This is a genomic window from Falsiroseomonas sp. HC035 (assembly GCF_050563525.1).
Classification (GTDB): domain Bacteria; phylum Pseudomonadota; class Alphaproteobacteria; order Acetobacterales; family Acetobacteraceae; genus Falsiroseomonas.
This window is the reverse complement of the sequence record NZ_JBNXUN010000001.1, coordinates 661,061-683,960: the sequence shown is the minus strand read 5'-3', so window position 1 is coordinate 683,960 and position 22,900 is coordinate 661,061. Positions and strand designations below refer to the sequence as shown.

The following is a 22,900-nucleotide window of genomic DNA, read 5'->3' as shown; positions in this document are numbered from 1 at the left end:
GATATCCCGCCGGCGCGAGGGGGGCGAGGGGGCCGTCGGCCCGCGACGCGGCGTCCACAGCCTGATCCCTGCCCAAGCCGCGCGCAGCCTGCCCACCGATTCGGCGCCCAGGCGTCACGCCATGACCCGCCGCCGCGCCGCGCGCCATCTCCGCCCTTGCCGCGGCCCCGCCGGCTTTCGCACCCTGGCGTCCAGCCAAGGAGAGTTGGATGCGCCCTACCGAAACCCCGCTGCTGCGCCGCTTCTGGTACCCCGTCATGCCCGTCGGCCTGCTGGCTGATGGCCCGAAGCCCTTCCGCCTGCTCGGCCAGGACCTGGTGCTGTGGCTCGATGGTGAGGGCATTCCGGCTGCCATGGACGACCGCTGCTGCCACCGCACGGCCAAGCTCTCCAAGGGATTCTACACCTCCGGCCGCCTCGCCTGCGGCTACCACGGCTGGGAATTTGCGGCCGATGGCCGCGTCATGCGGGTGCCGCAGCGCCCGGTGGACCGCCAGGGCGCCACCAACATGCGCGTCCCCGCCTACCGCGCCGCGCTGCGCTATGGCCACGTCTGGGTGGCGCTGGAGGACCCCCTCTACGACCTGCCCGACTTCGAGGAGGAAGCGCTCGGCTTCCGACGCATCGACGAATTCTACGAGGTCTGGACCACCGCCGGGCTGCGCCTGATGGAGAACAGCTTCGACAATGCCCACTTCGCCTTCGTCCACCGTGCCAGCTTCGGCGACCAGGGCCACCCCGAACCCGCGAAGCTTGAAATCGAGGAACACCCCGACGGCTTCATGATGATCACGGAGGTTCCGGTGCGGAACCCCGAGATCCAGAAGAAGGTCCTGAATATGGACAGCGACACCACGGTCCGCCACATGCGCGGCCGCTGGTACGCCCCCTTCCTGCGCAAGCTGCGCATCGTCTATCCCAACGGCCTCAGCCACTCGATCGTCACCTGCGCCACGCCGATCGACGACGCCTCCTCCATGGTCGTGCAGTTCGTCTTCCGCAACGACTCGGAGACCGATGCCAAGGCCGCCGACGTCATCGCCTTTGACCGACTCGTCACCGACGAGGACCGCGACATCCTCGAATCGACGGACCCCGACGTGCCGCTCGATCAGACAGGCATCGAGATGAACATGCCATCCGACCGCCCCGGCGTGCTGATGCGCCGTATGCTGGCTGAGATGATCCAGCGCGCCGCGGCCGAACCTGTGCTCGCCCAATGAACTTTCAGCAATTTGCATTCCCCCGCTGACAGCGGGACGAGGTTCGGCTATGCGACCGCTATCGCAAGGAGCCTTGGCATGTCGAAGAAGTTTCTGACGGACGTCATCGTGCAGTCCACCGAAATGCCGGCGAACGCCGCCGGCAAGCTGGCCGCCGACATCATCGCCGCGATCAAGACGGAAATCGTCCAGTCCGGCCGCTTCACCATCCCCGATTTCGGCGCCTTCAGCGTGCGGGAGACCGCCAAGCGCACCGCCCTGAACCCGCGCACCGGCGAGAAGGTGGCCGTGAAGGCGGGCGCCACCGTCCGCTTCAAGGCCAGCAAGGCGTTGAAGGAATCGGCGCTCGCCGGTGTCAAGAAGGCCAAGCGCAAGGCCGCCAAGGCCTGACCAAAAGCCCTCTCCCCCCGCGGGGGGAGAGGGTTAGGTGAGGGGGACTCGCGGTTACAGCCCCGCCTGGCTCACAAACTTCGTGTTCAGATACGCCTCGATCGCCTCCGACCCACCCTCGGAGCCGTAGCCGGAATCCTTCATCCCGCCGAACGGCACCTCCGGCAGCGCCAGGCCGAGGTGGTTGATGGTCATCATCCCCGACTCGACCCGCGCCGCCACCGCATTCGCCGTCTTGGCGCTGCGCGTGAAGGCGTAGGAGGCCAGGCCGAAGGGCAGCCGATTCGCCTCTTCGATCACCTCGTCCAGGTCGCCGAAGGGTGCGATCATGGCCAGCGGCCCGAACGGCTCCTCGTTCATCATCCGCGCATCCTTACCGACGCCGGTGATGACCGTGGGCTGGTAGAAATAGCCCTTGTTGCCGATGCGTTCGCCACCGGTATGTACCTCCGCCCCACGCTGCCGGGCGTCGGCCACGAGGCCCTCGATCCAGGGCACGCGCCGCTCATGCGCCAGTGGGCCCATCTGCGTATCCGCATCCAACCCGGCGCCAACCTTCATGCCCTTGGCGATGGCGGTGAAGCGCTCGACGAACTCCGGATACGACTTCTCCTGCACCAGGAACCGCGTGGGGGAGACGCAGACCTGCCCGGCATTGCGGAACTTTGCCCCCGCCAGCGTCTTCGCCGCGTGCTCCAGATCCGCATCGTCGAACACGATGGCCGGTGCATGGCCGCCGAGCTCCATGGTCACCCGCTTCATGTGCAGCCCGGCCAGCGCCGACAACTGCTTGCCGATCGGCGTGGAGCCGGTGAAGGTCACCTTCCGGATCACCGGATGCGGGATCAGGTACTCGCTGATCTCGGCCGGCACGCCGTACACCAAGTTTGCCACGCCAGGGGGCAGGCCGGCATCGGCAAAGGCGCGGATCAACGCGGCAGGGGAGGCCGGAGTCTCCTCCGGCGCCTTGACGATGATGGAACAGCCGGTCGCCAGCGCCGCGGACAGCTTGCGGACCACCTGGTTGATCGGGAAGTTCCACGGCGTGAAGGCCGCGACCGGCCCGACCGGCTCCTTCACCACAAGCTGGTACACACCTTCCGCCCGCGCCGGGATCACGCGGCCATAGGCGCGGCGCGATTCTTCGGCGAACCAGTCGATGATGTCGGCGGCTGCCATCACCTCCATCTTCGCTTCCGCCAGCGGCTTGCCCTGCTCCAGCGTCATCAGCCGCGCGGTGTCATCGGCCCGCGAACGGAAGATATCGGCGGCCTTCCGCATCAGCTTGGAGCGGTCGTAGGCCGAGACCTTCTTCCACACGGCGAAACCCTTCGCCGCCGCCTCCAGCGCCTCGTCAAGGTCGTCCTTCGAAGCATGTGCGACCTGCCCGATCACTTCCTCGGTGGCCGGGTTCAGCACAGGCAGGCTGCGGCCGCCGCGCGCGTCGCGCCAGGTTCCGGCGATGAAAAGCTGCGTATTGGGGTACATGCGCGTCTCCTGAATCAGCAAAGCCCCATAAGGGGCGCTTGGGGTGAGATTGCCAGGGGCCGGGGCAGGGGGGAACCGTCCCCCCCGCGAGGCGGAGCCTCAGCTGTTTGGGCCACGCTCCATCGCGTAGGGCTGCCAGCGGCGGAGGCCCGAATCCGGAAGCACCGTCGGGTTGACGCAGGACATCGGCCAGCGCCCGGACAACACCAGCGCCAATTCCTGCCCCGCCCGCCGCTTCCGCGCCTCGTCGAACCGCGCCGAGGCCGAGGCATTGTGCGGCGACAGGATCACATGCGGCATCGCCAGCAGCGGGTTGTCTGTCTTCGCCGGCTCGACCTCGAACACATCCAGCCCGGCACCGGCAATCTGCTTGCTCGACAGCGCCTGGATCAGCGCCGCCTCATCCACCGTCGGGCCGCGACCGGTGTTGATGAAGATCGCCGTCTTCTTCATCTTCGCGAAGTGCTTCGTCGTCAGCATCTTCATCGTATCCGGCGTCGCCGGCGCATGCATGGACACGAAGTCGGATTGCGTCAGCACCTCGTCCAGGCTCGCCGGCACCACGCCGAGCATGGACATGGTCAGCTCATCCACGAAGGGGTCGTACGCCACCATCCGCAGCCCGAATGCGCGCGCGCGCAGCGCCACGAGGCGTGCGACCCGGCCGAAGGCGACGAAGCCCAGCGTCTGGCCCATCAGCCGCGGCACGTTCAGCAACTGCGGCCGGCCCTCCGCCCAGCGGCCCTCGCGAACCATGCGGTCCTGCTCGATGGCGCGGCGATGCGTCGCCAGCAGCAGCATCATGGCGTGATCCGCCACCTCCTCGATGAAGGTGTCAGGGCAATTCGTCACCGGAATGCCCTGCTTCGTCGCGGCCACGACGTCCACATAGTCCACGCCGACCGTCGCGCAGGTGATGACCTTCACGGTCTTCATCGCCTCGATCATCCGGCCGGAAATCCGCATGCCCTTGGCATAGACCGCATCGGCGCCGTCGACGGCCTTGATGAAGTCGTCCTCCGTCGCCGGGCACTCCACGATCTCGGCGCCAAGTTTCTCCAGCGCCTCCATCTCCAGCCCGTAGCCACCGCCGGCGACGGTGAAGGAAGCCCCCGCGGGCGTCAGGATCTTCGGCTTTGTCATCTTGCTGCGTTCCTCTTGCGTTGCGGAAAACTCGCACGGGGCAGGGGGGCCGACAAGCGCGCGGGCCGCTGCTAGGCTGCATGACAGGGTTACGAAAAGCGGAGGAACGACCATGGCAGCACTGTCCGGCAAGATCGCCTGGATCACCGGCGCCGGCAGCGGCATCGGCGAGGCCGCGGCACTGTCGCTCGCCGAGCACGGCGCGGAGGTGATCCTCACCGGCCGCCGCGCCGCACCGCTGGAAGACGTGGCCGCGCGCATCAAGGCGAAGGGCGGCACAGCCCATGTGCAGCCCGCCGACATGATGGTGGCGAGCGCGGTACAGGCCATCGGCAGCTTCATCGCCGAAAAATTCGGCAGGCTCGACATCCTGGTGAACAACGCCGGCCTGAACATCCAGCCGCGTCGCTGGGCCGTGCTGACGCCGGAGGGGGTGGATGAGCTGGTGCGCGGCAACCTGAACTCCGCCTTCTATGCCGTGACGGTGGCGCTGCCGCTGATGCGGCCGCAGAAGGACGGCGTGCTGATCCACACCGCCTCCATGGCCGGCCGCAACATCTCCATGCTGTCGGGCGCCGGGTACACCGCGGCCAAGCACGGCGTCGTGGCGATGAGCCACACCATCAACATGGAGGAAGGCATCAACGGCATCCGCAGTTGCGCCGTCCTGCCCGGCGAAGTGGCGACACCGATCCTCGACAAGCGCCCGAACCCGGTGAGTGCCGAGGAACGCGCGCGCATGGTGCAGTCCGAGGATGTCGGCGATCTGATCCGCTACGTCGCCATGCTGCCGAAGCACGTCACGATCAACGAGGTTTGGATCACGCCGACGCACAACCGCAGCTACGTCGCGGCGCTGAATCAGAAGCTGTAGCCGATCAGTCTTCCGGCTGGCCGGGATAGGGCGCGGCTTGCAGAAGCCGCGCCAGATGCGCCGCGCTGGCGGCCATCATCGCCGCCGTCTGTTTCGTCTTGTCCGGCACCGGGTCCAAATCCTTGAAATCCACGGACCCCATCGCCTCCCCGACCCAGTAGCAACTGGCCGAGGGCGGGATCGTCCAGCCCACGTCATTCAGCGCCTGGTAGATCTGAGCCGCGCAGGCATGCGCGCCATCCTCGTTGCCGACGATGGCGGTGACTGCGACCTTGCCATAGCTCGGCATGCGGCCCTTGTCGTCGGTCTCCGAGATGAAGGCATCCATCCGTTCCAACACCCGCTTGGCGACGCTGCTGGGCTGGCCGAGCCAGATCGGCCCACCGAAGATCAGGATGTCGCAGGCCAGGATCTTCGCCCGCAGCGCCGGCCAGGCATCACCGAGCCCTTCGTCGGAGGTGACGCCCGGCTTGATGTCCAGCGCCGCCACCCGCACCGTTTCCGTCACCTGCACACCCTGCCGGGCAAAGGCATCGTTCACCACCGCCAACATCGCATCGGTGGAAGACGCCGTGCCGGTATCGGGCTTCAGCGTGCAGTTCAGCGCGATGGCCTTGAGCGGCATCCTCGGTCTCCCGTTCCGGCGGGCTAAGCGCCGGAACGGTCAGCCGGTTCCCGCTGCTACTCCTTCACAGCCCCAGTCAGGGAGGACACGTAGTAGTCGACGAAGAAGGAATAGAAGATTGCCACCGGCAGCGACCCCAGCAGCGACCCCGCCATCAGCGCGCCCCACTGGTACACGTCGCCCGTCACCAGCTCCGTCAGGATCGCCACCGGCACGGTCTTGTTCTCGCTGCTCTGGATGAACGCCAGCGCGTAGATGAACTCGTTCCAGGACAGGGTGAAGCTGAAGATGCCCGCCGAGATCAGCCCGGGGACGGCCAACGGCAGCGTGATCTGCCACAGGATCTGCAGCCGCGTCGCGCCGTCGATCAGCGCACACTCCTCCAGCTCGAACGGAATCGACTTGAAGTAGCCGATCAGCAACCAGGTGCAGAACGGGATCAGGAAGGTCGGGTAGGTCAGGATCAGCGCGAACGGCGTGTCGAACAGACCGAGCTGGAACACCATCGTCGCCAGCGGGATGAACAGGATCGAGGGCGGCACCAGGTACGCCAGGTAGATCGCCAGCCCGACATACTGGCTGCCTTGGAAACGCAGCCGCTGGATCGCGTAGGCCGCCAGCGTGCTGGCGAACAGCGAAAGGATGGTGGCGCAGACCGAGACCAGCATCGTAGTCATCAGCCACTTCGGATAGGCCGTGTTGAACAGCAGCAGCCGGATGTGGTCCAGCGTGGGGGAGCTGATCCAGAACGGATTGTGCGCGGCGAAGTTGTAGAGCTCCGCATTCGGTTTGAATGCCGTCACCGTCATCCAATAGAACGGGAACAGCAGGATGATCAGGAAGCAGCCCAGCGGCAGGTAAAGCAGCACGAACCGCCGCGACTTGCTGTCCCACGACATCGTCTCCGGCTGGGCGGAGGAGGCATTGGTCGCCTTCGGTTCGTCGACCACGGTGGCGTCAGTCATTGCCCTCTCCCTGCTGCCACTTGCGCCGGGCCAGGCCGAAATAGCTGAACAGCGTGGCGAAGACGAGGAACGGGATCATCGAAACCGCAATCGCCGCACCCTCGCCAAGCTGCCCGCCCTGGATGCCGCGCTGGAAGGCCAGCGTCGCCAACAGATGCGTCGAATTCACCGGCCCGCCCCGCGTGATGGCGTAGACAAGCTGGAAGTCGGTGAAGGTGAAGATGATGGAGAACGTCATCACGATGGCCAGGATCGGCAGCAGCATCGGGAAGGTGATGTAGCGGAACCGCTGCCACCCGCTGGCGCCATCCAGCAGCGCCGCTTCGTACAGCGACGGCGAAATGGTCTGCAAGCCGGCGAGCAGGGAGATCGCAACGAAGGGAATGCCGCGCCAGATATTCGCCGCGATCAGCGACCAGCGCGCCGGCCAGGCGGTGTTGATGAAGTCGATATTCGTGTCGCGCCAGCCCAGCACCTCCACGAAGACGTAGGAGATGATGGAAAATTGCGGGTCGTAGATCCACCAGAAGGCGATGGCGGACAGCACGGTCGGCACGATCCACGGCAGCAGGATGATGGCGCGCAGCATGGACTTGAACGGCACGTGCTGGTTCAGAAGCAGCGCCAGCCAAAGCCCGAGCGCGAATTTCCCGATCGTCGCGACGCCGGTGTAGAACACGCTGTAGAACACGGCATTCCAGAAGATCGGGTCGTCCATCAACCAGACGAAGTTCTCGATCCCGACCCAGATACCCTCCCGGCCGATCGTCGTGTCAGTGAACGCCAGCCAGATGCCGAGACCGAGCGGGTAGGTCAGGAAGGTCATCAGCAGCCCGACGGCGGGCAGCAGGCAGATGAAGGCCAGGAACGGCTTCCAGTCGAACAACCGCGAAAGCGCGCCCTGCTTCGGGCGCATCTTGGTCCAGACCGGCGCGGCTGTTGTCGCGGACATGGTCAATCCCCGGAAAGGCACACGGCGCCCGCGTGAGGCGGGCGCCGTGGCAGGTGGCTAGCGGCGCGAGCGGAAGAACCGGCGGGCGCGGCGTTCGGCTTCCGCCGCCGCCTGCTGCGGCGTCGACTGGCCGGAGGCGACGGAGGCGCACATCTGCACCATGACGTAGTCCGCATTCGCCGCCGCAGAGGCCTGGCTGATCGGCCCCTTGTAGCCGGCGTAGAAGGTCGTATCCATCACGCCCTTGAACACCGAGACCTTCGGGTCCGATTCCCAGACCGCGCTGTTGGAATAGGCGTTCAGCGGCTGCGACCAGTAGCCGAGGTTCGCCTGCAACCACGGGTCGTACTGGTCCGTCTCCAGCAGGAAAGCCAGCAGCGCCTTCGCCGCATTCGGGAAGCGGCTGTGCTTGAACACCATTGCATTCAGCGTCAGCCCCGCCATCGGCGAGGTCTGCTGCAGGCCCTTCGGCAGCAGCGAATGCTCGGTATCCGTCGCGATCGCCTGCATCGCCGGGTCGTTCTTCAGGGAGAAGTACAACGAGACGCCATTCGCCGTCAGATGGCACTCACCTGCCGAATAGGCACGGTTGTTGCTGATGTCGCCCCAGGCGACCGTGCCCGGGATGAAGGTCGGGTACAGTTCCTTCAGGTATTCCAGGGATGCGATGGTCTCGCGGCTGTTGATCGCGACCTCGTTGTCCTCGTTGACCAGGTAGCCGCCGAAGGACCAGACCAGCCACTGCGCGAAGCCGTTGCCGTCGCCCACCGCGTTGCCCAGCGCGAAGCCCGCCGGCTTGCCGGCCGCCTTCAGTGCCTGGCACAGCCGCAGGAAGCCGGCATGGTCCTCGGGCGGCCGTTCGAACCCCGCCGCGTTCACCGAAGATTTCCGCCACACCAGCGGCCCGCCGGAAGCACCGAAGGGCAGGCCAAGCCAGGCCTCGCTGCCGGCACGCTTGCCGTAGCGCTGCGCCATCGCCTTCCAGCCGCCGTACTTCTGGCCGATGTAGCCCGCCACATCCGTCAGCTCGACCAGCTTGTCGGCGTAGATGTGCGGCGCCTCGTTGAATCCGATGATCAGGTCCGGCCCGGCGCCGGTATTGGCGGTGACGGCGGTCTGCTGGGTGATGTCCTCCCAGCCCACGAAGTCGACGCGGACTTCGACGCCGGTCTGCTGCGTGAAGCGCGCGCAGTTGGCGCGGAACACCTCCTCATCCGGCTGTACGAAGCGCACCGGCCGCAGCATGCGCAGCGTCGCGCCCTGCTCGATCGGCAGGTTCGGCGGGTTTGCCTGCTGGGTCGGAATGGAACTGACGCGCGGAGCGCTGCCCTGAGCCGCGGCCTGGCCCGCGACGATCGCGGCACCGCTGAGCGCAAGCGCCGCACGACGGGTGATGAGATGTGCCATTTCTTCTGGTTTCCTCCTGTTCGCGTTTCTTGGTTGTCAGCTCGGCAGGCGCGCTCCGTCGGGACCGAACAGATGCACCATGCCAAGGTCGGGCAGGACCCGCAGCTTGTCGCCGGGCCGTCCCTGCACACGTTCGCGGAAGGCCCCGGTCAGCACCGTCTCGCCCACCCGCAGCGTCACCTGGGTCTCGGAGCCGGTCGGCTCCACCAGCACGATGGTGCCCTCCACCCCGTCATCGGCCAGGCTCATGTGCTCCGGACGGATGCCGTAGGTGGCCACGTTGGTATGCGCGTGCGGCGGCAGCGGCAGCAGCGCGCCGCCGGCGGTCCGGAAGCCGCCATCCGCCACTGTACCGGGCAGCAGGTTCATCGCCGGGCTGCCGATGAAGCCCGCCACGAACAGGTTCGCCGGTTTGTCATACAGTGCCAGCGGCGCACCCGCCTGTTCGATCCGCCCGGCGTTCATCACCACGATCTGGTCGGCCATGGTCATGGCCTCGATCTGGTCATGCGTCACGTAGATGGTCGTCGTCGCCAGCCGCTGCTGCAACTCGCGGATCTCGGAGCGCATCTGCACGCGCAGCTTGGCGTCGAGGTTGGACAGCGGCTCGTCGAACAGGAAGACCTGCGGATGCCGCACGATGGCGCGGCCCATGGCAACGCGCTGGCGCTGGCCGCCCGAAAGCTGCCGCGGGTAGCGGTCCAGCAGCACATCCAGCCCGAGGATCTTGGCGGCGCGCTGCACCTCCTCCTCCATGATCTCGGGCGGCGCCTTGGCCAGCTTCATGGAGAACGCCATGTTCTGCCGCACCGTCATGTGCGGGTACAGCGCGTAGTTCTGGAACACCATCGCGATGTCCCGGTCCTTCGGCGGCACGTTGTTCACGACACGCCCGCCGATGGCGATCTCACCGCCGGTGATGTTCTCCAGCCCCGCGATCATCCGCAGCAGCGTGGATTTGCCGCAGCCCGAGGGGCCGACCAGGACGACGAACTCGCCATCCGCAATCTCCACGTCGACGCCGTGCAGGATGCGCGTGGTGCCGAAGGACTTGAGCGCCTGACGCACCGAAACCGTTGCCATACCGTCCTTGGCTCCCCCTGGCGCGCCACCTTGCCGGGGCTGCGCACTCGAAAGCTACACACGCCTCTGCGAAGCGCGCAACCTCGCCTGGGCCCGGTCGAGGTTGGCTTCGCCGGGCTAAGGCAGCGCAAGCGTCATGTGCCGCACCGATGCTGCACAGCAGCAAATGCCGGCATCAACCGCGGATCAACGCCTCCGCCGCCGCCACGATCTTCGCCGTATCCACCTTCAGCGCATCCTCCAGCGGCGGTGAGAAGGGCACCGGCACCCGCGCCTGCCCGAGCCGCGCGACCGCCTTCACGCCCTGCGTGCCGAGCCGCTCCACGACGCGGGCCACCACCTCCCCGCCGAAGCCGCCCGTCGTCACCGCCTCATGCACCACCAGCAGCCGCCCGGTGCGCCGTACGGACTCGACCACGGCGTCTTCGTCCCATGGCCACAACGTCCGCAAATCCAGCACATCCGCCGCAATCCCCCGCGCCGCCAGCATCCCCGCCGCCTCCTCCACCTGCGGCACGATGGCGGACCACGTCACCAGCGTCAGGTCGCCGCCGGCCCGCGCCCGCCGCGCCTCGCCGAACGGAATCGGCTCGATCACCTCCGCCACCTCGCCGGTCAGCGGGAACAGGTTCTTCGGATCGAAGAACAGCACCGGGTCGTCGCTCCGGATGGCCGAAACCAGCAGCCCCGCCACATCCGCCGGCGTCGAGGGCACCGCCACCACCAATCCCGGAATATGCGTGAACCAGGATTCCAGCGTCTGCGAATGCTGCGCCGCGGAATTGCGCCAGATGCCGTGCGGCATGCGGATCACCACCGCTGGCCGCGCCTGCCCGCCGAACATGTAGCGCACCTTGGCAACCTGGTTCACCAGTTCGTCCATCGCGCACATGACGAAGTCGAAGATCCGCATCTCGATGATCGGCCGCGTGCCGACCAGCGCGGCACCGAGCCCCGCGCCCATGATGACGCTTTCGCTGATCGGCGTGGAGACGATGCGGGCCTCGCCGAACTCCTCCAGGAAGCCGCGATACTGTCCGAACAGCCCGCCGCGCGCGACATCCTCGCCCAGCACCCAGATGCCGGGATCGCGCCGCATCTCCTGCTGCGCGGCGAGCCGGGCGGCTTCCACCAAGGTGATCATGGCCATTTCAGGCGGCTCCCCGCTGGCTACCCGCATCCTGCACGTCTTCCCAGGCCACCGCCGGGTCCGGCCAGGGCGCCGTCAGCGCAGCCGCCCGCGCAGCGGACATCTCTCCGAAGGCCTCGCCGCGCACGGCCTCCAGCGTCGCCTCCGCCATGCCCTCCGCCGCAAGCCGTGCAGCCAGCCGCCCGATCGGCTCCGCCGCCCGCGCCGCCGCCACATCCTCCGCGCGCCGCCAGGCGGCTGGATCGCTGCTGGTATGCCCGGTGATGCGGTAGGTCGTCGCGTGCAGCAATTGCGGCCCGGACCCGCCGCGGATCTCCGCAACCAGGCGCGACGCCGCCGCGTCCACCGCCGCCGCGTCGTTGCCATCCACGCTCAGCGCCGGCACGCCAAGCGCCTCGGAACGTGCCGCCACGCCGGGCCCCGCCGTCACGCTCGCGGTCGCCGTGAAGGCAGCCACGCCGTTGTCCTCGCACACAAAAAGCACCGGCAGCCGGTACAGCGCCGCCCAGTTCAGCCCCTCCAGGAACGGCCCCCGGTTGATCGCGCCGTCGCCGAAGAAGCAGGCGACGATCGAATCCCGCCCGAGCAGCTTCAGCCCCTGCGCCGCTCCCACCGCGATCGGGATGCCCCCCGCCACCACGCCATTCGCACCCAGCATGCCGACGCTGAAATCCGCGATATGCATGGACCCGCCCTTGCCGCGGCAATGTCCGCCGGCGCGGCCGAACAGCTCCTCCATCATGCCGGAAACGCCGGCGCCCTTGGCCAGCGCATGCCCATGGCCGCGATGGTTGGAGGTGATGCGGTCGTCCCGCCGCAGGTTCAGGCACACCCCCGCCGCTACGGCTTCCTGCCCGACCGAGACATGCAGCGGACCGGGAATCTCTCCCGCCTTGTGCGCCGCCAGCGCCGTTTCCTCGAAGGCGCGGATGCGGCACATCATCGTGTAGAGCGCCAGCAATCGCGCGCGGTTGTCGCCCGTCCCGGTCATTCGCCCACCCCGTTTCCCCCGCCCCCGCGCCAAGGGGGGCTTGCGGAGCATGCGTCAGCGCGCGAAGGAATCAAGCCGGGGGAGGTACGAAGCATGTCGGACGCCGCGCCGCTGGTGCTGGACAGCGTGACCCAACTGGACGCCAGCTCGCGCGGCCTGGTCGCCTGCTGCGCCAGCCATGGCGGCGTCTATGCCGCCTGGTACGCCGCCCGCCTCGGAGTCGCCGGCCTGATCCTGCACGATGCCGGAATCGGCCGCGAAAGGGCAGGGGTTGGCGGGCTGGACTGGCTGGAGGGCCGCTTCGTGCCCGCCGCCGCCGTATCGCATCACTCCGCCCGTATCGGCGATGGCGCGGACATGCAGGCCCGCGGCGTCCTGTCCATCGTCAATGGCCCGGCCACCGCGCTTGGCCTGGTGCCCGGCATGCCGGTGCGCGCCGCCATGGCCCGCCTCATCGCCGCCCGCCTGCCGGCCGCCGAGGCGCCCGGTGCCAAGGACGAGGCGCGGCAGGACATCGCCACGGACGGCCCCCTTCGCATCATCGCGCTCGATTCGAACGGCCTGGTCACGCATGAGGATGCCGGCCACATCGTCGTCACCGGCTCGCATGGCGGGCTGCTCGGCGGCAAGCCGGCCAGCGCGGTGAAGGCCGATGTCTTCGCTGCCATCTACAACGACGCCGGCATAGGCATCGATGGCGCCGGCACCTCCCGCCTCCCGGCCCTCGCGGCCCGCGGCATCGCCGCTGCCACCGTCTCCTGCTTCTCGGCCCGCATCGGCGACGGCATGAGCACCTGGGAGGATGGCTACGTCTCCGCCCTGAACGAGGTCGCCATTCGTCGTGGCGGCCGCATCGGCCATTCCACCCGCGACCTCGTCGCCTGCCTGCTGGAGAGCCTGTGACCATGTCCGCGAACGCCACCCGCCGCATGACCGGCGGCGCCGCCCTGGCCGAAATGCTGAAGCTGCACGAATCTGGCCCGATGTTTGGCATGGGCGGCTTCCAGCTATTGCCCTTCTACGAGGCCTGCCGCGTGCTGGGTGTGCAGCATTATCTCATCAACGACGAACGCTGCGGCGCCTTCGCGGCGGATGCCTATGCCCGCGTCACCAACCGTCCTGGCCTGGTGGACGGCACGCTCGGCCCGGGTGCGACGAACCTGGCGACCGGCCTGGCCGAGGCGTTCAACGCCGGCATGCCGATGGTCGCCATCATCGGCGATGCCAACCGTCAGCACGCCTGGAAGAACATGACGCAGGAGGCACGCCAGTTCGACGTGCTGCGCCCGCTGGTCAAGGAAGCGATCCGCGTCGAGGTCATCTCCCGCATCCCGGAACACATCCGCCGCGCCTTCGCCGTCGCCACCTCCGGCCGCCCCGGCCCCGTCCTGCTCGCGGTGCCGGAGGATGTGGCGCATGGCGAGCATGATTTCGACGCCGGCGACTTCTGGTTCGACCCCGGCACGCTGCGCGCCCAGTCCCGCCGGTCCCGCCCCGCGCAGGATGATCTTTCGCGCGCCGCCGCGCTGCTGGCCAAGGCCAGGCGCCCACTGATCCTGGCCGGCGGCGGCATCCACATCAGCGAGGCGCATGAAGCCCTGCTGGCCCTGGCCGAATCCCAGGGCATCCCCGTCGCGCACACCATGTCCGGCAAGGGCGCCATCGGCTGCAACCACGCCCTGTCCGCCGGCGTCTTCGGCCGCTATTCCCGCATCGCCAACGACCTGATCGGGATGAGCGACTGCCTGCTGGTCGTCGGCTGCAAGCTCGGTGAGATCGCCACCCAGCGCTTCACCCTCATCCCGCCCGGCGTCCCGCTGATCCACGCCGACATCGTCGCCGAGGAAATCGGCCGCACCACCCGCCAGGACGTGGCGCTGGTCGGCGACGCCCGCTGCACACTGGAGGATCTGCACGCCGCCCTCGGCCGCCACACCGACCGGCGCGCCGAATGGTGCGCGGAGGTGCCGCGGCGCATGGCGGCCTGGCTTGAATCCGCCAAGGATCGCCTGGAATCCGTCGAGACGCCGATCAATGTCGGCCGCCTGATGGGCGAGTTGAACCGCATCCTGCCGGAAGACGCCGTGCTGGTCGCCGATGGCGGCTTCGCCGGCCATTGGGGCGGCCTGCTGTTCGACACCAAGCGTGCCGGCCGCGGCTTCGTCGCCGATCGCGGCTTCGCCTCCATCGGCTACGGCGTACCCGGCGGCATCGGCGCGCAGATCGGCGTCGGCCCGAAGCGCCGCGTTGTGGCGCTGACCGGCGATGGCGGCTTCAACATGTCGATGGGCGACCTCGAGACCGCGCGCCGCGTCGGCGCCCCCATCGTCGCCTGCATCTTCAACAACGCCGCCTCCGGCTACGTGAAGGCCCTGCAGCACGCGGTGTTCGGCCCCGGCAGTTACCAGTCCAGCGACCTGGTCGAGATGAACTATGCCAACATCGCCAACGCCATGGGCTGCAAGGGCATCCGCGTCGAGGACCCGGAGAAGCTGGCCGGCGCGCTGCGCACCGGCCTCGAGAACACGGACACGCCGACCATCCTCGACATCGTCGTCACCCGCGACCCCGCCAAGATGCTGCCCGCGGCCGACAACCGCACACTGAAGGTGGAGAAGGGCGACAGGCCCGTCTGATGTCCCGCGCGACTGCGATGAACCTCGGGCGTCTGCTGACCCAGACCGCCCGCCGCATCCCGGACCACCCCGCCCTGGTCTGGCGCGACCATACGTGGACCTTCGCGGAACTCGACGCCCGCGTGGACCGCCTGGCCCAGGCGCTGCGCAACCTCGGCGTCGCCAAGGGCGACCGCGTGCTGGTGCATTCCCGCAACACCAACGCGATGTTCGAATCGACCTTCGCCTGCTTCAAGATCGGCGCCGTCTGGGTGCCCACCAACTACCGCCTGACCCCGGCCGAGGTCTCGTATCTCGGCGGCTCCTCCCGCGCCGTGGCCATGCTGCGCGATGCCGGCTTTTCGGCCCATGCCGAGGCAGTCCGCGAGGCCAACCCGCATCTGCGCCACGTCATCGCCGTGGGCGATGCCGGGGCAGGGGAGCACGACTACGAAACCCTGCTCGCCGCCGCCACGCCGCCGCCGCCCGACCATGAGGCGGATGTCGAACACGCCGATCCCTGCTGGTTCTTCTACACCTCCGGCACCACCGGCCGTCCCAAGGCCGCAGTGCTGACGCATGGCCAGATGGCCTTCGTGGTCACGAACCACCTGGCCGACCTGATGCCCGGCACAACCGAACGCGACGCCTCCCTCGCCGTCGCGCCGCTCTCGCACGGCGCCGGCATCCATCAGCTGGCCCAGGTCGCGCGCGGCGCCGCCACCATCCTGCTGCCCGGCGAGAAGCTGGACCCCGAGCAAGCCTACGCCCTCATCGCCCGCCATCGCGTCTCCAACATGTTCACCGTGCCGACCATCCTGACAGCGCTGGTGCGCCATGCGGCCGCGGATCGCTACGACCATTCCAGCCTGCGCCACGTCATCTACGCCGGCGCGCCCATGTACGCGGCAGACCAGCAGGAAGCCCTGGCGAAGCTCGGCCCTTGCCTGGTGCAATATTTCGGCCTCGGCGAGGTCACCGGCAACATCACCGTCCTGCGCCCCGACCAGCACAGGCCGGAGAACGCCGGAAGCTGCGGCACCGCCCGCACCGGCATGGACATCTCCATCCAGTCCGAGGACGGCACGCGGCTGCCACCCGGCGAGATCGGCGAGATCTGCGTCCGCGGCCCCGCCGTCTTCGCCGGCTATTTCGAGAACGACGCGGCGAATGCGAAGGCCTTCGCCGGTGGCTGGTTCCACACCGGCGACCTCGGCCGGCTCGATGCCCGCGGCTTCCTGTTCATCACCGGCCGTGGCTCGGACATGTACATCTCGGGCGGCTCCAACGTGTATCCGCGCGAGGCCGAGGAAGCGATCCTGACCCATCCCGCCGTAGCCGAGGTCGCCGTGGTTGGACTGCCGCACCCGAAATGGGGCGAGGCCGGCGTGGCCTGCATCGTCTGCCGCGACGGCCTATCGGTAACTGAGGCCGAAATCCTCGCCCACCTCGCCCCCCGTCTCGCCCGCTACAAGCAGCCGCTGCGCGTCGTGGTCTGGGACGCGCTACCGAAATCCGGCTACGGCAAGGTTCCGAAGGCCCTCATCCGCGCCCGGCTGGCCGAGGAGGGCGTCGCCTTCTAGCGCCGCCGCCCCGCGACATAGGTCGTCCCCTGGCTCCCTGCGATCTCCGCATGCCGCGCATCCCGGGCCACCTCGAACACCGCCCCCGCCGGATAGGCCCGCCGCGCCCCATCCTGCTCCAGCACCAACTCGCCCGACAGGATCAGCAGTCGCGCATCGAAGGGATGCGCGTGTTCCGGCGTCGCCTCGCCTGGTGACAGGCTGCGCTCCACCGTTTCTCCGAAGCCGTCCCGTGCCAGCTCAGCCTCAAACGCCGTCCGCTCCATCGCCGCCTCCCTTGCCCTGCTGCCAAACCGGTCTAGCCTGGGCTCAACTATCGCCCGGAGCTCCCGATGACCGCCACCCTCTTCGCCAATGCCCGCCTGCTCGACGGCACCACGGACCGCGAGGGCCATGTGCTGGTCGAGGACGGCCGGATCCGCGAGATCTCCGACAAGCCGCTGAACTCCGCCGCCGCCCGCACCGTCGACCTTCGTGGCCGGACGCTGATGCCCGGCCTGATCGACGCGCATGTCCACGTCATCGCCTCCGAGGTGAACCTCGCCCGCCACGCCCTGCTGCCCGATGCCCTGGTCGCCTTCCGCGCGGCGAAGATCATGCACGGCATGCTGATGCGCGGCTTCACCACGCTGCGCGACCTCGGCGGCGCCACGAACGGCCTGCGCCTGGCCCGCGACGAGGGCCACTTCGACGCACCGCGCATGATCATCTGCGGCAAGGCCATCTCCGCCACCGGCGGCCACAGCGACGGCCGCGGCCGCCACGATTCACGGGACATGGCTTATCTGGAGGCCCGCCTCGGCTGCCTCGGCCGCCTGGCAGATGGCGTCGATGCCGTGCGCCGCGCTTGCCGGGAGGAGATCAAGGCCGGCGCCGACTACATCAAGATCATGGCCAATGGCGGCGTCGCCTCCCCAACCGACCCGATCGCCTTCCTCGGCTATTCCAAGGACGAGATGCGCGCCGCGGTCGAGGAAGCCGCCATGGCGCAGACCTATGTCGCCGCCCACCTCTACACGGATGAGGCCATCGCCCGCGCCGTGGAATGCGGCGTGCACAGCCTGGAACACTGCAACCTGATCACCGAGGCCACCGCCCGCACCGCCGCCAAGGCCGGCGCCATCGCCTGCCCGACCCTTGTCACCTACGAAGCGCTGAAGTCGGAGGGCGCCTCGCTCGGCCTCGACGCAGTCAGCGTCGGCAAGATCGACACGGTGCGGCTGGCCGGGCTCGAGAGCCTGGAGAAGATGCACCGCGCCGGCCTGACCATGGCCTTCGGCACCGACCTGCTGGGCGAGATGCACCGCCACCAGTCCGACGAGTTCACCATTCGCGGCCGCGTCCTGCCCGCCATCGAGGTGATCCGCAGCACCACCATCCACGCCGCGAAGCTGCTGCGGATGGAGGGCCAGGTCGGCACCCTGGCCGCCGGCGCCTTCGCCGACCTGATCGTGGTGGACGGCGACCCGCTGAAGGACCTGTCGCTGCTGACGAACCAGGGCCGGCATCTGCCCGCGATCATGCTCGACGGCCGCTTCGTGAAGGACCAGCTTGCCGCATGATCGCGCCGGAGGACCGCATCCCGCACGCCCCGCTGCCGTTCCGGCCCAGGCTCACCTGGCCGAACGAGGCGCGGCTGGCGGTCTGGGTCTGTCCGAACATCGAGCATTACGAATTCCTGCCCGCCCAGCAGGGCAGTCCGCGCGACCCCTGGCCCCGCACGCCGCATCCGGACGTGCTGTCCTACTCCCTGAAGGACTACGGCAACCGCGCCGGCGTGTGGCGGATGATGGAGGTGCTGGACCTGCACGGCATCCGCGGCAGCGTGTCCTTCAGCATGGCGGTCGGGGAGATGTTCCCCGAGATCCTCGACGCCATGCTGGCGCGCGACTGGGACGTCTTCAGCCACGGGTTGTTCAATACCCGCTACCACTGGAACCTGCCGGAAGACGCCGAGCGCGCCGAAATCATGGCCAGCGTGGAAGCCTGGCGTCGCATGACGGGGAAGCAGTTGCGCGGCTGGTTCTCCCCCGCCGCCTCCAACACCCTGCTGACGCCGGACCTCGTCGCCGAAGCCGGCATCTCCTACCTCTGCGACTTCTACCACGACGACCAGCCCACCCCGATCCGGACCCGCACGGGCCGCCTGGTCTCGCTGCCCTACACCATGGACCTCAACGACGCGGTGATGATCGGCGCCGGGGCCGGGGAGGGCGAGGACTTCCTACGCACCGGACTCGACATGTTCGAGACGCTCTATGCCGAGGGCATAACCCAGCCGCGCGTGATGTGCATCGCGCTGCACCCCTACATCATGGGCCGCCCGCACCGCATCCGCTTCCTCGACCAGCTTCTGGCCCACATCCGCCGCCACGACGGTATCTGGTTCACCACGGGCGCCGAAATGGCCGACTGGTACCTCGACCACCATTACGCGCAGGCGGCGAAGTGATTCGCCCCGGCCCCGGCCCGGACCACGCGCTGCACGCCTTCAGCCCGCAGCCCGCGCGCCCGGAGTTCCGCTGGCCGGGCGGTCAGAAACTGGCCGTCTACCTGCTGCTGCATCTCGAGCACACGGAGATCGCGCCGCCCGAGGACAGCCACCGCGACCCCCGCTTCCGCGGCGCCTTCTTCAGTGGCTCGCCCGACTGGACCGGCTATACCCAGCGCGACTACGGCAACCGCATCGGCGCCTGGCGCATCCTGGACCTGCTCGATGCCCTGCACCTGCCGGCCTCCGTCGCCGTCAACCTCATGGCCGCGGAGCGCCACCCGGAACTCGTCGCCGCCTGCCGCGACCGTGGCTACGAGCCCGTGGCCCACGGCATCTCCGCCAGCCGCATGACCACCGCCCGCCTGTCCGAAGCCGAGGAAGCCGCCGGCATCGGCTCGGTGCGGGATGAACTCGCGAAAATCTGGCCTGGCGCCACCGGCTGGCTCGGCCAGGACCACGGCGCCACCGCCGCCACCACGCGCCTGCTGGCGGAGGCCGGCTTCACCTACGGCCTGGACTGGGCGAATGACGACGAGCCCTACCGGCACGCCTCCGGCCTGCTCGCCCTGCCGCCGCCCGCGGAATGGGACGATGTCCAGACCCTGCACCTGCGCCGCGTCCCGGTGACGCGCTGGCCAGCCCTGGTCGCCGAAGCCTTGGATCGCCTGCTGGCCGAACCTCGCGGCGGCCGGGTTCTTGGGCTAGGCATCCACCCCTGGCTGTTCGGCGCCCCACACCGCATCCGCTACCTCGCCGAGTCGCTTTCGGACCTGGCGCGCCGGACGGACCTGCACCTCGCGACGGCAGGACAACTGGCGGCGGAGGCCCGCGCCGCCCTCAGATGAACTGCCCGCGCAGGAAGCCCAGCGCGGGCAGGGGGCTCCAGCCCTTCGGCAGATCGGCGCGGCGGACCGGCGCCACGCTGTAATGCGGCACTGGCTGCTTCGATCGCCGCAGGAAATCCTCATAGGCCGAGACCTGCTGCGCCCGCCACGCCCGGTCCTCCAGCGCCGCCATCCGGCTGCGGTAGACATTGGCGACGCGCGACTTCCGCCCGGCGGTGGCGATCACCGCCCAGAGCGTGTCCTCCTCTCGGGCGCCGGTGCTCACGGCGCCGATCATGGCGGCTGGGTTCACCGCCTCAGGCTCGCAAACCCGCTGCCCTGCGGTCAAGCACCGCGCTTGCCTCTTTCCCACCCCGTCTCGTCATGGGATCAAACCTTCCAGCAAGGAGACGCCCGCGCATGATCGACCTCTACACCTGGAACACCCCGAACGGCCGCAAGATCTCGGTCGCGCTGGAGGAGATGGGCCTGCCCTACGCCGTCCACACGGTGAACATCTCCAAGAACGAGCAGTTCGAGCCCGCCTTCCTGAAAATCTCCCCCAACAACCGCATCCCTGCGATCATCGACCCCGATGGCCCGGACGGCGCCCCGATCAGCGTCTTCGAATCCGGCGCGATCCTGCTGTACCTGGCCGAGAAAACCGGGACATTCATGCCGAAGGACCCGCGCGGCAAGGTCGAGGTCACGGAATGGCTGATGTGGCAGATGGGCGGCTTCGGCCCGATGCCCGGCCAGGTCCACCACTTCCTGATGCAGCCCGAGGGCCCCGCCCGCGAGTACGGCTTCAACCGCTACCACACCGAAACCAAGCGTCTGTACGGCGTGCTGGACCGCCGCCTCGCCGGCCGAGACTTCGTGGCGGGCGAACTCAGCATTGCCGACTTCGCCATCCTCGGCTGGGCTTGGCGGCATGAGCGCCACATGGTCCCGTTTGACGACCTGCCCAACGTCGCCGCCTGGTACGACCGCCTAATGGCCCGCCCCGCCGTCCAGCGCGGCTTCGAAATTCCCCTGTCGTAACTTCAATGCCCTCTCCCCCTGCTTCGGGGAGAGGGCCGGCGCAGTGCGCCGTCGGGATGGGGAGGGTCTTCCTACCGCCGCAACCGCGCCAGCGTATCGCCCGCCGCCGCCGCCCCGATCCCTTCCACATCCGCCGGCAGCAACAGCCTCTCCGCCGCCAACCGCTCCGCCGCCGCCTTCACCGCCGCCACATAGGTCTCCGGCGTCGCATACCGCTCGGCGAGCGAAGGCCGCGGGTCTCCCGCCGCCTCCCGCTCCGCCCGCGTCGCCGCGAACGGCACCACCGCGCCCGTGTTGTAACACAGCGCACCTTCGGCAAATCCGGCCGAGCGCGGGTTCCACCCGGTGTAGGTGGCCTTCGGCACATTGATCACCGGGGCCCGCAGCCCGCCCACCGCATTGCCATCCGCATCCACCCGCGGCACCAGCACCGCGTATTCGCCGCGCACCACCGGCGGAATCACGTCATTGTCAACCAGTTGCGCCGGCCCCACCGTGCCGCGGTAGCCGAGCGACGGGATCGCCGGATAGGCACCCTCCACCGGCACCAGCGTGCCATGCGCCCGCATCGGGAAGCGGCTCGCCGGCGGCTCCACACCCTCCCGCAGCCACTGCTCCATCGCCACCAGCAGCGCCCGCATCGGCGCGCCGGCCTGCAAGGGATTCACCGGCAGGGCGCAACGGTCGATCCGATTCGCTACCGCCGTCGCCACCGCGAAATGCGGATGCCCGGTCAGAGCGTAGGCGCGAACCTCCGGCGGCAGGTCGATATGGTTGCCACGGGTGTCCGTCACCAGCAGGGAGGCGCGGGCACCCCAGAACTCATACTCGCTGTCGGTCTGCATGATGCGCGGGCAGGTGGCGCTGACCCGGCAGCGCAGCAGCAGCCCGTCGCGCCGGCCGGTCAGATGGTCCTCCGTCACCGCATAGGTGAAGGGGAACTGGTCGGCCGGGTAGTGCCGGTCCGCATGCGGCGTCGGGTTGCGGCCGGGCTGGGCGAAGCGCGCATTGGTGTAGCTGCGCCGGGTGCCAGGGATATGCGGCAGCATCGCCTCATACACCTGGCGGCCACGCTCATCCTCGTTGAAGCCGAGATACAAGTAGTCACGCACCATCCGCCCGGATTGCGAGATGCCGTGCAGCACCGCCCGGTCGACCGCAACCCGCCCCGCCACCGCCAGCGGGTTCGCCGCTCCCCGCTCCCGCCGCAGGAAGGTCGCCACATCCCGCACCGCCGCGAAGGCGATCCCCTGCACGGCGGGGTCCTTGGCCGTGTAGATGAATTCGTAAAGCGCTCCGGCATCGAAACCCGGCGGCCGCGTGATCTCGATGCGCTGCGGGTCCAGGAACCGGAAGGACAACCCTGCCGGGGTGGCCCGCGCATCCCCGGCCTGGACCCGCGCAGTGATCGTCGCGCCCTCCTCGCTGGCGGCCGGATAGGTCAGCGGGACGACCACGGGGTTCGTGGTGTTGTCGAACAGGAATTCTTCCCGCGACCGTCCGGTGACACCCGCCAGCACCGGCGCCTCCAGCCGCAGACCGGCGCCGCGGCCCTCTCCCGGCGGAATGTCCGCCTGCCAGCCGACCCAGACCATCGTGTAGCCCTGGCGCATCAGGAAGCCGTTGCCGGGGTCGCGGTTCAGCATCAGCGCGTTGGCGGTGCCATCGTTGTAGAGCTGGCCCATCAGCTCCCGCCCGCGGTTCGGCACCTCGACGATCATCGTACCGTTGCCACGCATCGGCTCCGCCGGCCGCAGGATCACCACCTCCGTCACCGCCTCGACGCGCCCCTGGGCATTGCGCGGCGCACGGTCGAGGTCGACGATCACCGCGTTGCGCGGGTCCGCCGGGTCCAGCGAAAGCGTCGCCCGCGCCGCGATCCGCTCATACCGCCCGGCCTCGCCGAAGGACTGCCCGTTGAAGGCCGGCTCCGCCGCGCCAGTAATCTCGAAGCGCGAGACCTCGGCGGCAGAAGGGACCACCCAGCCGAAAACGCCCGCCAGGGCCAAGGCGCCGATCCGCATCTGTCGTTCCCCCCGCGGCCCGTGC

22 protein-coding genes are annotated in these 22,900 nt (G+C 68.7%); 10 read left to right on the top strand and 12 right to left on the bottom strand.

Translation table 11 applies throughout. The features are described from left to right. The first annotated feature begins 209 nt into the window (after positions 1-209). Both ACLF3G_RS03355 and ACLF3G_RS03350 read left to right on the top strand, forming a co-directional pair. On the top strand, positions 210-1,223 hold the full coding sequence (locus ACLF3G_RS03355) for a Rieske 2Fe-2S domain-containing protein (RefSeq protein WP_430667899.1): 1,014 nt from the start codon (positions 210-212) through the stop codon (positions 1,221-1,223). Between the two features lie 78 nt (positions 1,224-1,301). Next, positions 1,302-1,613 carry an HU family DNA-binding protein gene (locus tag ACLF3G_RS03350; protein WP_430667898.1) on the top strand — a complete coding sequence of 104 codons (312 nt, stop codon included), beginning with the start codon at positions 1,302-1,304 and terminating at the stop codon, positions 1,611-1,613. Positions 1,614-1,667: 54 nt separating this feature from the next. Here the strand turns inward: ACLF3G_RS03350 and ACLF3G_RS03345 are convergent, their stop codons facing one another. Continuing rightward, entirely contained in the window at positions 1,668-3,101 is a 1,434-nt protein-coding gene (locus ACLF3G_RS03345; RefSeq protein ID WP_430667897.1) for an NAD-dependent succinate-semialdehyde dehydrogenase, read from the bottom strand. 99 nt (positions 3,102-3,200) lie between these two features. Beyond that, the gene (locus ACLF3G_RS03340) at positions 3,201-4,244 is read right to left on the bottom strand and encodes a C-terminal binding protein (RefSeq protein WP_430667896.1); all 1,044 of its coding nucleotides are present in this window, start codon (positions 4,242-4,244) and stop codon (positions 3,201-3,203) included. A 112-nt stretch (positions 4,245-4,356) separates the two neighbouring features. On the opposite strand from ACLF3G_RS03340, the gene ACLF3G_RS03335 reads away from it, so the two are divergent. Further along, entirely contained in the window at positions 4,357-5,118 is a 762-nt protein-coding gene (locus tag ACLF3G_RS03335; RefSeq protein WP_430667895.1) for an SDR family oxidoreductase, read from the top strand. A gap of 4 nt (positions 5,119-5,122) precedes the next feature. On the opposite strand, the gene ACLF3G_RS03330 is transcribed toward ACLF3G_RS03335, so the two are convergent. The 7 genes from ACLF3G_RS03330 to ACLF3G_RS03300 form a co-directional block, all read right to left on the bottom strand. After that, positions 5,123-5,743, bottom strand: coding sequence for a flavodoxin family protein (locus tag ACLF3G_RS03330; protein WP_430667894.1), 621 nt, complete (start codon positions 5,741-5,743; stop codon positions 5,123-5,125). Positions 5,744-5,799: 56 nt separating this feature from the next. Next, the gene (locus ACLF3G_RS03325) at positions 5,800-6,708 is read right to left on the bottom strand and encodes a carbohydrate ABC transporter permease (RefSeq protein ID WP_430667893.1); all 909 of its coding nucleotides are present in this window, start codon (positions 6,706-6,708) and stop codon (positions 5,800-5,802) included. Then, entirely contained in the window at positions 6,701-7,660 is a 960-nt protein-coding gene (locus ACLF3G_RS03320; protein WP_430667892.1) for a carbohydrate ABC transporter permease, read from the bottom strand. Before ACLF3G_RS03320 ends, ACLF3G_RS03325 begins: the two co-directional genes overlap by 8 nt. Before the next feature lie 57 nt (positions 7,661-7,717). Beyond that, the gene (locus ACLF3G_RS03315; protein ID WP_430667891.1) at positions 7,718-9,067 is read right to left on the bottom strand and encodes an ABC transporter substrate-binding protein; all 1,350 of its coding nucleotides are present in this window, start codon (positions 9,065-9,067) and stop codon (positions 7,718-7,720) included. A gap of 36 nt (positions 9,068-9,103) precedes the next feature. Then, the gene (locus ACLF3G_RS03310; RefSeq protein ID WP_430667890.1) at positions 9,104-10,150 is read right to left on the bottom strand and encodes an ABC transporter ATP-binding protein; all 1,047 of its coding nucleotides are present in this window, start codon (positions 10,148-10,150) and stop codon (positions 9,104-9,106) included. 175 nt (positions 10,151-10,325) lie between these two features. Beyond that, complete coding sequence (locus tag ACLF3G_RS03305; RefSeq protein ID WP_430667889.1) at positions 10,326-11,300, bottom strand: alpha-ketoacid dehydrogenase subunit beta; 975 nt, start codon at positions 11,298-11,300, stop codon at positions 10,326-10,328. A 1-nt stretch (position 11,301) separates the two neighbouring features. Beyond that, positions 11,302-12,291 carry a thiamine pyrophosphate-dependent dehydrogenase E1 component subunit alpha gene (locus ACLF3G_RS03300; protein ID WP_430667888.1) on the bottom strand — a complete coding sequence of 330 codons (990 nt, stop codon included), beginning with the start codon at positions 12,289-12,291 and terminating at the stop codon, positions 11,302-11,304. Between the two features lie 93 nt (positions 12,292-12,384). On the opposite strand from ACLF3G_RS03300, the gene ACLF3G_RS03295 reads away from it, so the two are divergent. The 3 genes from ACLF3G_RS03295 to ACLF3G_RS03285 are packed head-to-tail and all read left to right on the top strand — an operon-like array spanning position 12,385 to position 16,489. Beyond that, positions 12,385-13,194 (top strand): hypothetical protein, encoded by an 810-nt coding sequence (locus tag ACLF3G_RS03295; protein ID WP_430667887.1) that lies wholly within the window; start codon positions 12,385-12,387, stop codon positions 13,192-13,194. A gap of 2 nt (positions 13,195-13,196) precedes the next feature. After that, positions 13,197-14,927 (top strand): thiamine pyrophosphate-binding protein, encoded by a 1,731-nt coding sequence (locus ACLF3G_RS03290; RefSeq protein WP_430667886.1) that lies wholly within the window; start codon positions 13,197-13,199, stop codon positions 14,925-14,927. Then, positions 14,927-16,489 (top strand): acyl-CoA synthetase, encoded by a 1,563-nt coding sequence (locus ACLF3G_RS03285; RefSeq protein WP_430667885.1) that lies wholly within the window; start codon positions 14,927-14,929, stop codon positions 16,487-16,489. Before ACLF3G_RS03290 ends, ACLF3G_RS03285 begins: the two co-directional genes overlap by 1 nt. Here the strand turns inward: ACLF3G_RS03285 and ACLF3G_RS03280 are convergent. Further along, positions 16,486-16,755: a cupin domain-containing protein gene (locus ACLF3G_RS03280; RefSeq protein ID WP_430667884.1), complete on the bottom strand. Its 270-nt coding sequence runs from the start codon at positions 16,753-16,755 to the stop codon at positions 16,486-16,488. The two genes, ACLF3G_RS03285 and ACLF3G_RS03280, sit on opposite strands and share 4 nt — an antisense overlap. Before the next feature lie 66 nt (positions 16,756-16,821). Here ACLF3G_RS03280 and ACLF3G_RS03275 point away from each other — a divergent pair, with 66 nt between their 5' ends. From ACLF3G_RS03275 to ACLF3G_RS03265, 3 genes are read left to right on the top strand one after another with little or no spacing between them, the layout of a single operon-like run. Then, positions 16,822-18,051, top strand: coding sequence for an amidohydrolase family protein (locus tag ACLF3G_RS03275; protein ID WP_430667883.1), 1,230 nt, complete (start codon positions 16,822-16,824; stop codon positions 18,049-18,051). After that, positions 18,048-18,941 (top strand): polysaccharide deacetylase family protein, encoded by an 894-nt coding sequence (locus tag ACLF3G_RS03270; RefSeq protein ID WP_430667882.1) that lies wholly within the window; start codon positions 18,048-18,050, stop codon positions 18,939-18,941. The genes ACLF3G_RS03275 and ACLF3G_RS03270 overlap by 4 nt, the downstream gene beginning before the upstream one ends. Next, positions 18,938-19,828 carry a polysaccharide deacetylase family protein gene (locus ACLF3G_RS03265; RefSeq protein ID WP_430667881.1) on the top strand — a complete coding sequence of 297 codons (891 nt, stop codon included), beginning with the start codon at positions 18,938-18,940 and terminating at the stop codon, positions 19,826-19,828. The genes ACLF3G_RS03270 and ACLF3G_RS03265 overlap by 4 nt, the downstream gene beginning before the upstream one ends. On the opposite strand, the gene ACLF3G_RS03260 is transcribed toward ACLF3G_RS03265, so the two are convergent. Next, positions 19,821-20,105: a hypothetical protein gene (locus ACLF3G_RS03260; RefSeq protein ID WP_430667880.1), complete on the bottom strand. Its 285-nt coding sequence runs from the start codon at positions 20,103-20,105 to the stop codon at positions 19,821-19,823. The genes ACLF3G_RS03265 and ACLF3G_RS03260 overlap by 8 nt on opposite strands. A gap of 122 nt (positions 20,106-20,227) precedes the next feature. Here ACLF3G_RS03260 and ACLF3G_RS03255 point away from each other — a divergent pair, with 122 nt between their 5' ends. Further along, positions 20,228-20,851, top strand: coding sequence for a glutathione S-transferase family protein (locus ACLF3G_RS03255; RefSeq protein ID WP_430667879.1), 624 nt, complete (start codon positions 20,228-20,230; stop codon positions 20,849-20,851). A gap of 71 nt (positions 20,852-20,922) precedes the next feature. Here ACLF3G_RS03255 and ACLF3G_RS03250 read toward each other — a convergent pair whose 3' ends face one another. After that, the gene (locus tag ACLF3G_RS03250; RefSeq protein ID WP_430667878.1) at positions 20,923-22,875 is read right to left on the bottom strand and encodes an alpha/beta hydrolase domain-containing protein; all 1,953 of its coding nucleotides are present in this window, start codon (positions 22,873-22,875) and stop codon (positions 20,923-20,925) included. Positions 22,876-22,900: the final 25 nt, after the last annotated feature.

Excerpts from the sequence above, each read along its gene's own strand:
- ACLF3G_RS03355 (WP_430667899.1), top strand. The coding sequence starts at position 210 with ATGCGCCCTACCGAAACCCCGCTGCTGCGCCGCTTCTGGTACCCCGTC.
- ACLF3G_RS03350 (WP_430667898.1), top strand. The coding sequence starts at position 1,302 with ATGTCGAAGAAGTTTCTGACGGACGTCATCGTGCAGTCCACCGAAATG.
- ACLF3G_RS03345 (WP_430667897.1), bottom strand. The coding sequence starts at position 3,101 with ATGTACCCCAATACGCAGCTTTTCATCGCCGGAACCTGGCGCGACGCG.
- ACLF3G_RS03340 (WP_430667896.1), bottom strand. The coding sequence starts at position 4,244 with ATGACAAAGCCGAAGATCCTGACGCCCGCGGGGGCTTCCTTCACCGTC.
- ACLF3G_RS03335 (WP_430667895.1), top strand. The coding sequence starts at position 4,357 with ATGGCAGCACTGTCCGGCAAGATCGCCTGGATCACCGGCGCCGGCAGC.
- ACLF3G_RS03330 (WP_430667894.1), bottom strand. The coding sequence starts at position 5,743 with ATGCCGCTCAAGGCCATCGCGCTGAACTGCACGCTGAAGCCCGATACC.
- ACLF3G_RS03325 (WP_430667893.1), bottom strand. The coding sequence starts at position 6,708 with ATGACTGACGCCACCGTGGTCGACGAACCGAAGGCGACCAATGCCTCC.
- ACLF3G_RS03320 (WP_430667892.1), bottom strand. The coding sequence starts at position 7,660 with ATGTCCGCGACAACAGCCGCGCCGGTCTGGACCAAGATGCGCCCGAAG.
- ACLF3G_RS03315 (WP_430667891.1), bottom strand. The coding sequence starts at position 9,067 with ATGGCACATCTCATCACCCGTCGTGCGGCGCTTGCGCTCAGCGGTGCC.
- ACLF3G_RS03310 (WP_430667890.1), bottom strand. The coding sequence starts at position 10,150 with ATGGCAACGGTTTCGGTGCGTCAGGCGCTCAAGTCCTTCGGCACCACG.
- ACLF3G_RS03305 (WP_430667889.1), bottom strand. The coding sequence starts at position 11,300 with ATGGCCATGATCACCTTGGTGGAAGCCGCCCGGCTCGCCGCGCAGCAG.
- ACLF3G_RS03300 (WP_430667888.1), bottom strand. The coding sequence starts at position 12,291 with ATGACCGGGACGGGCGACAACCGCGCGCGATTGCTGGCGCTCTACACG.
- ACLF3G_RS03295 (WP_430667887.1), top strand. The coding sequence starts at position 12,385 with ATGTCGGACGCCGCGCCGCTGGTGCTGGACAGCGTGACCCAACTGGAC.
- ACLF3G_RS03290 (WP_430667886.1), top strand. The coding sequence starts at position 13,197 with ATGTCCGCGAACGCCACCCGCCGCATGACCGGCGGCGCCGCCCTGGCC.
- ACLF3G_RS03285 (WP_430667885.1), top strand. The coding sequence starts at position 14,927 with ATGTCCCGCGCGACTGCGATGAACCTCGGGCGTCTGCTGACCCAGACC.
- ACLF3G_RS03280 (WP_430667884.1), bottom strand. The coding sequence starts at position 16,755 with ATGGAGCGGACGGCGTTTGAGGCTGAGCTGGCACGGGACGGCTTCGGA.
- ACLF3G_RS03275 (WP_430667883.1), top strand. The coding sequence starts at position 16,822 with ATGACCGCCACCCTCTTCGCCAATGCCCGCCTGCTCGACGGCACCACG.
- ACLF3G_RS03270 (WP_430667882.1), top strand. The coding sequence starts at position 18,048 with ATGATCGCGCCGGAGGACCGCATCCCGCACGCCCCGCTGCCGTTCCGG.
- ACLF3G_RS03260 (WP_430667880.1), bottom strand. The coding sequence starts at position 20,105 with ATGATCGGCGCCGTGAGCACCGGCGCCCGAGAGGAGGACACGCTCTGG.
- ACLF3G_RS03255 (WP_430667879.1), top strand. The coding sequence starts at position 20,228 with ATGATCGACCTCTACACCTGGAACACCCCGAACGGCCGCAAGATCTCG.
- ACLF3G_RS03250 (WP_430667878.1), bottom strand. The coding sequence starts at position 22,875 with ATGCGGATCGGCGCCTTGGCCCTGGCGGGCGTTTTCGGCTGGGTGGTC.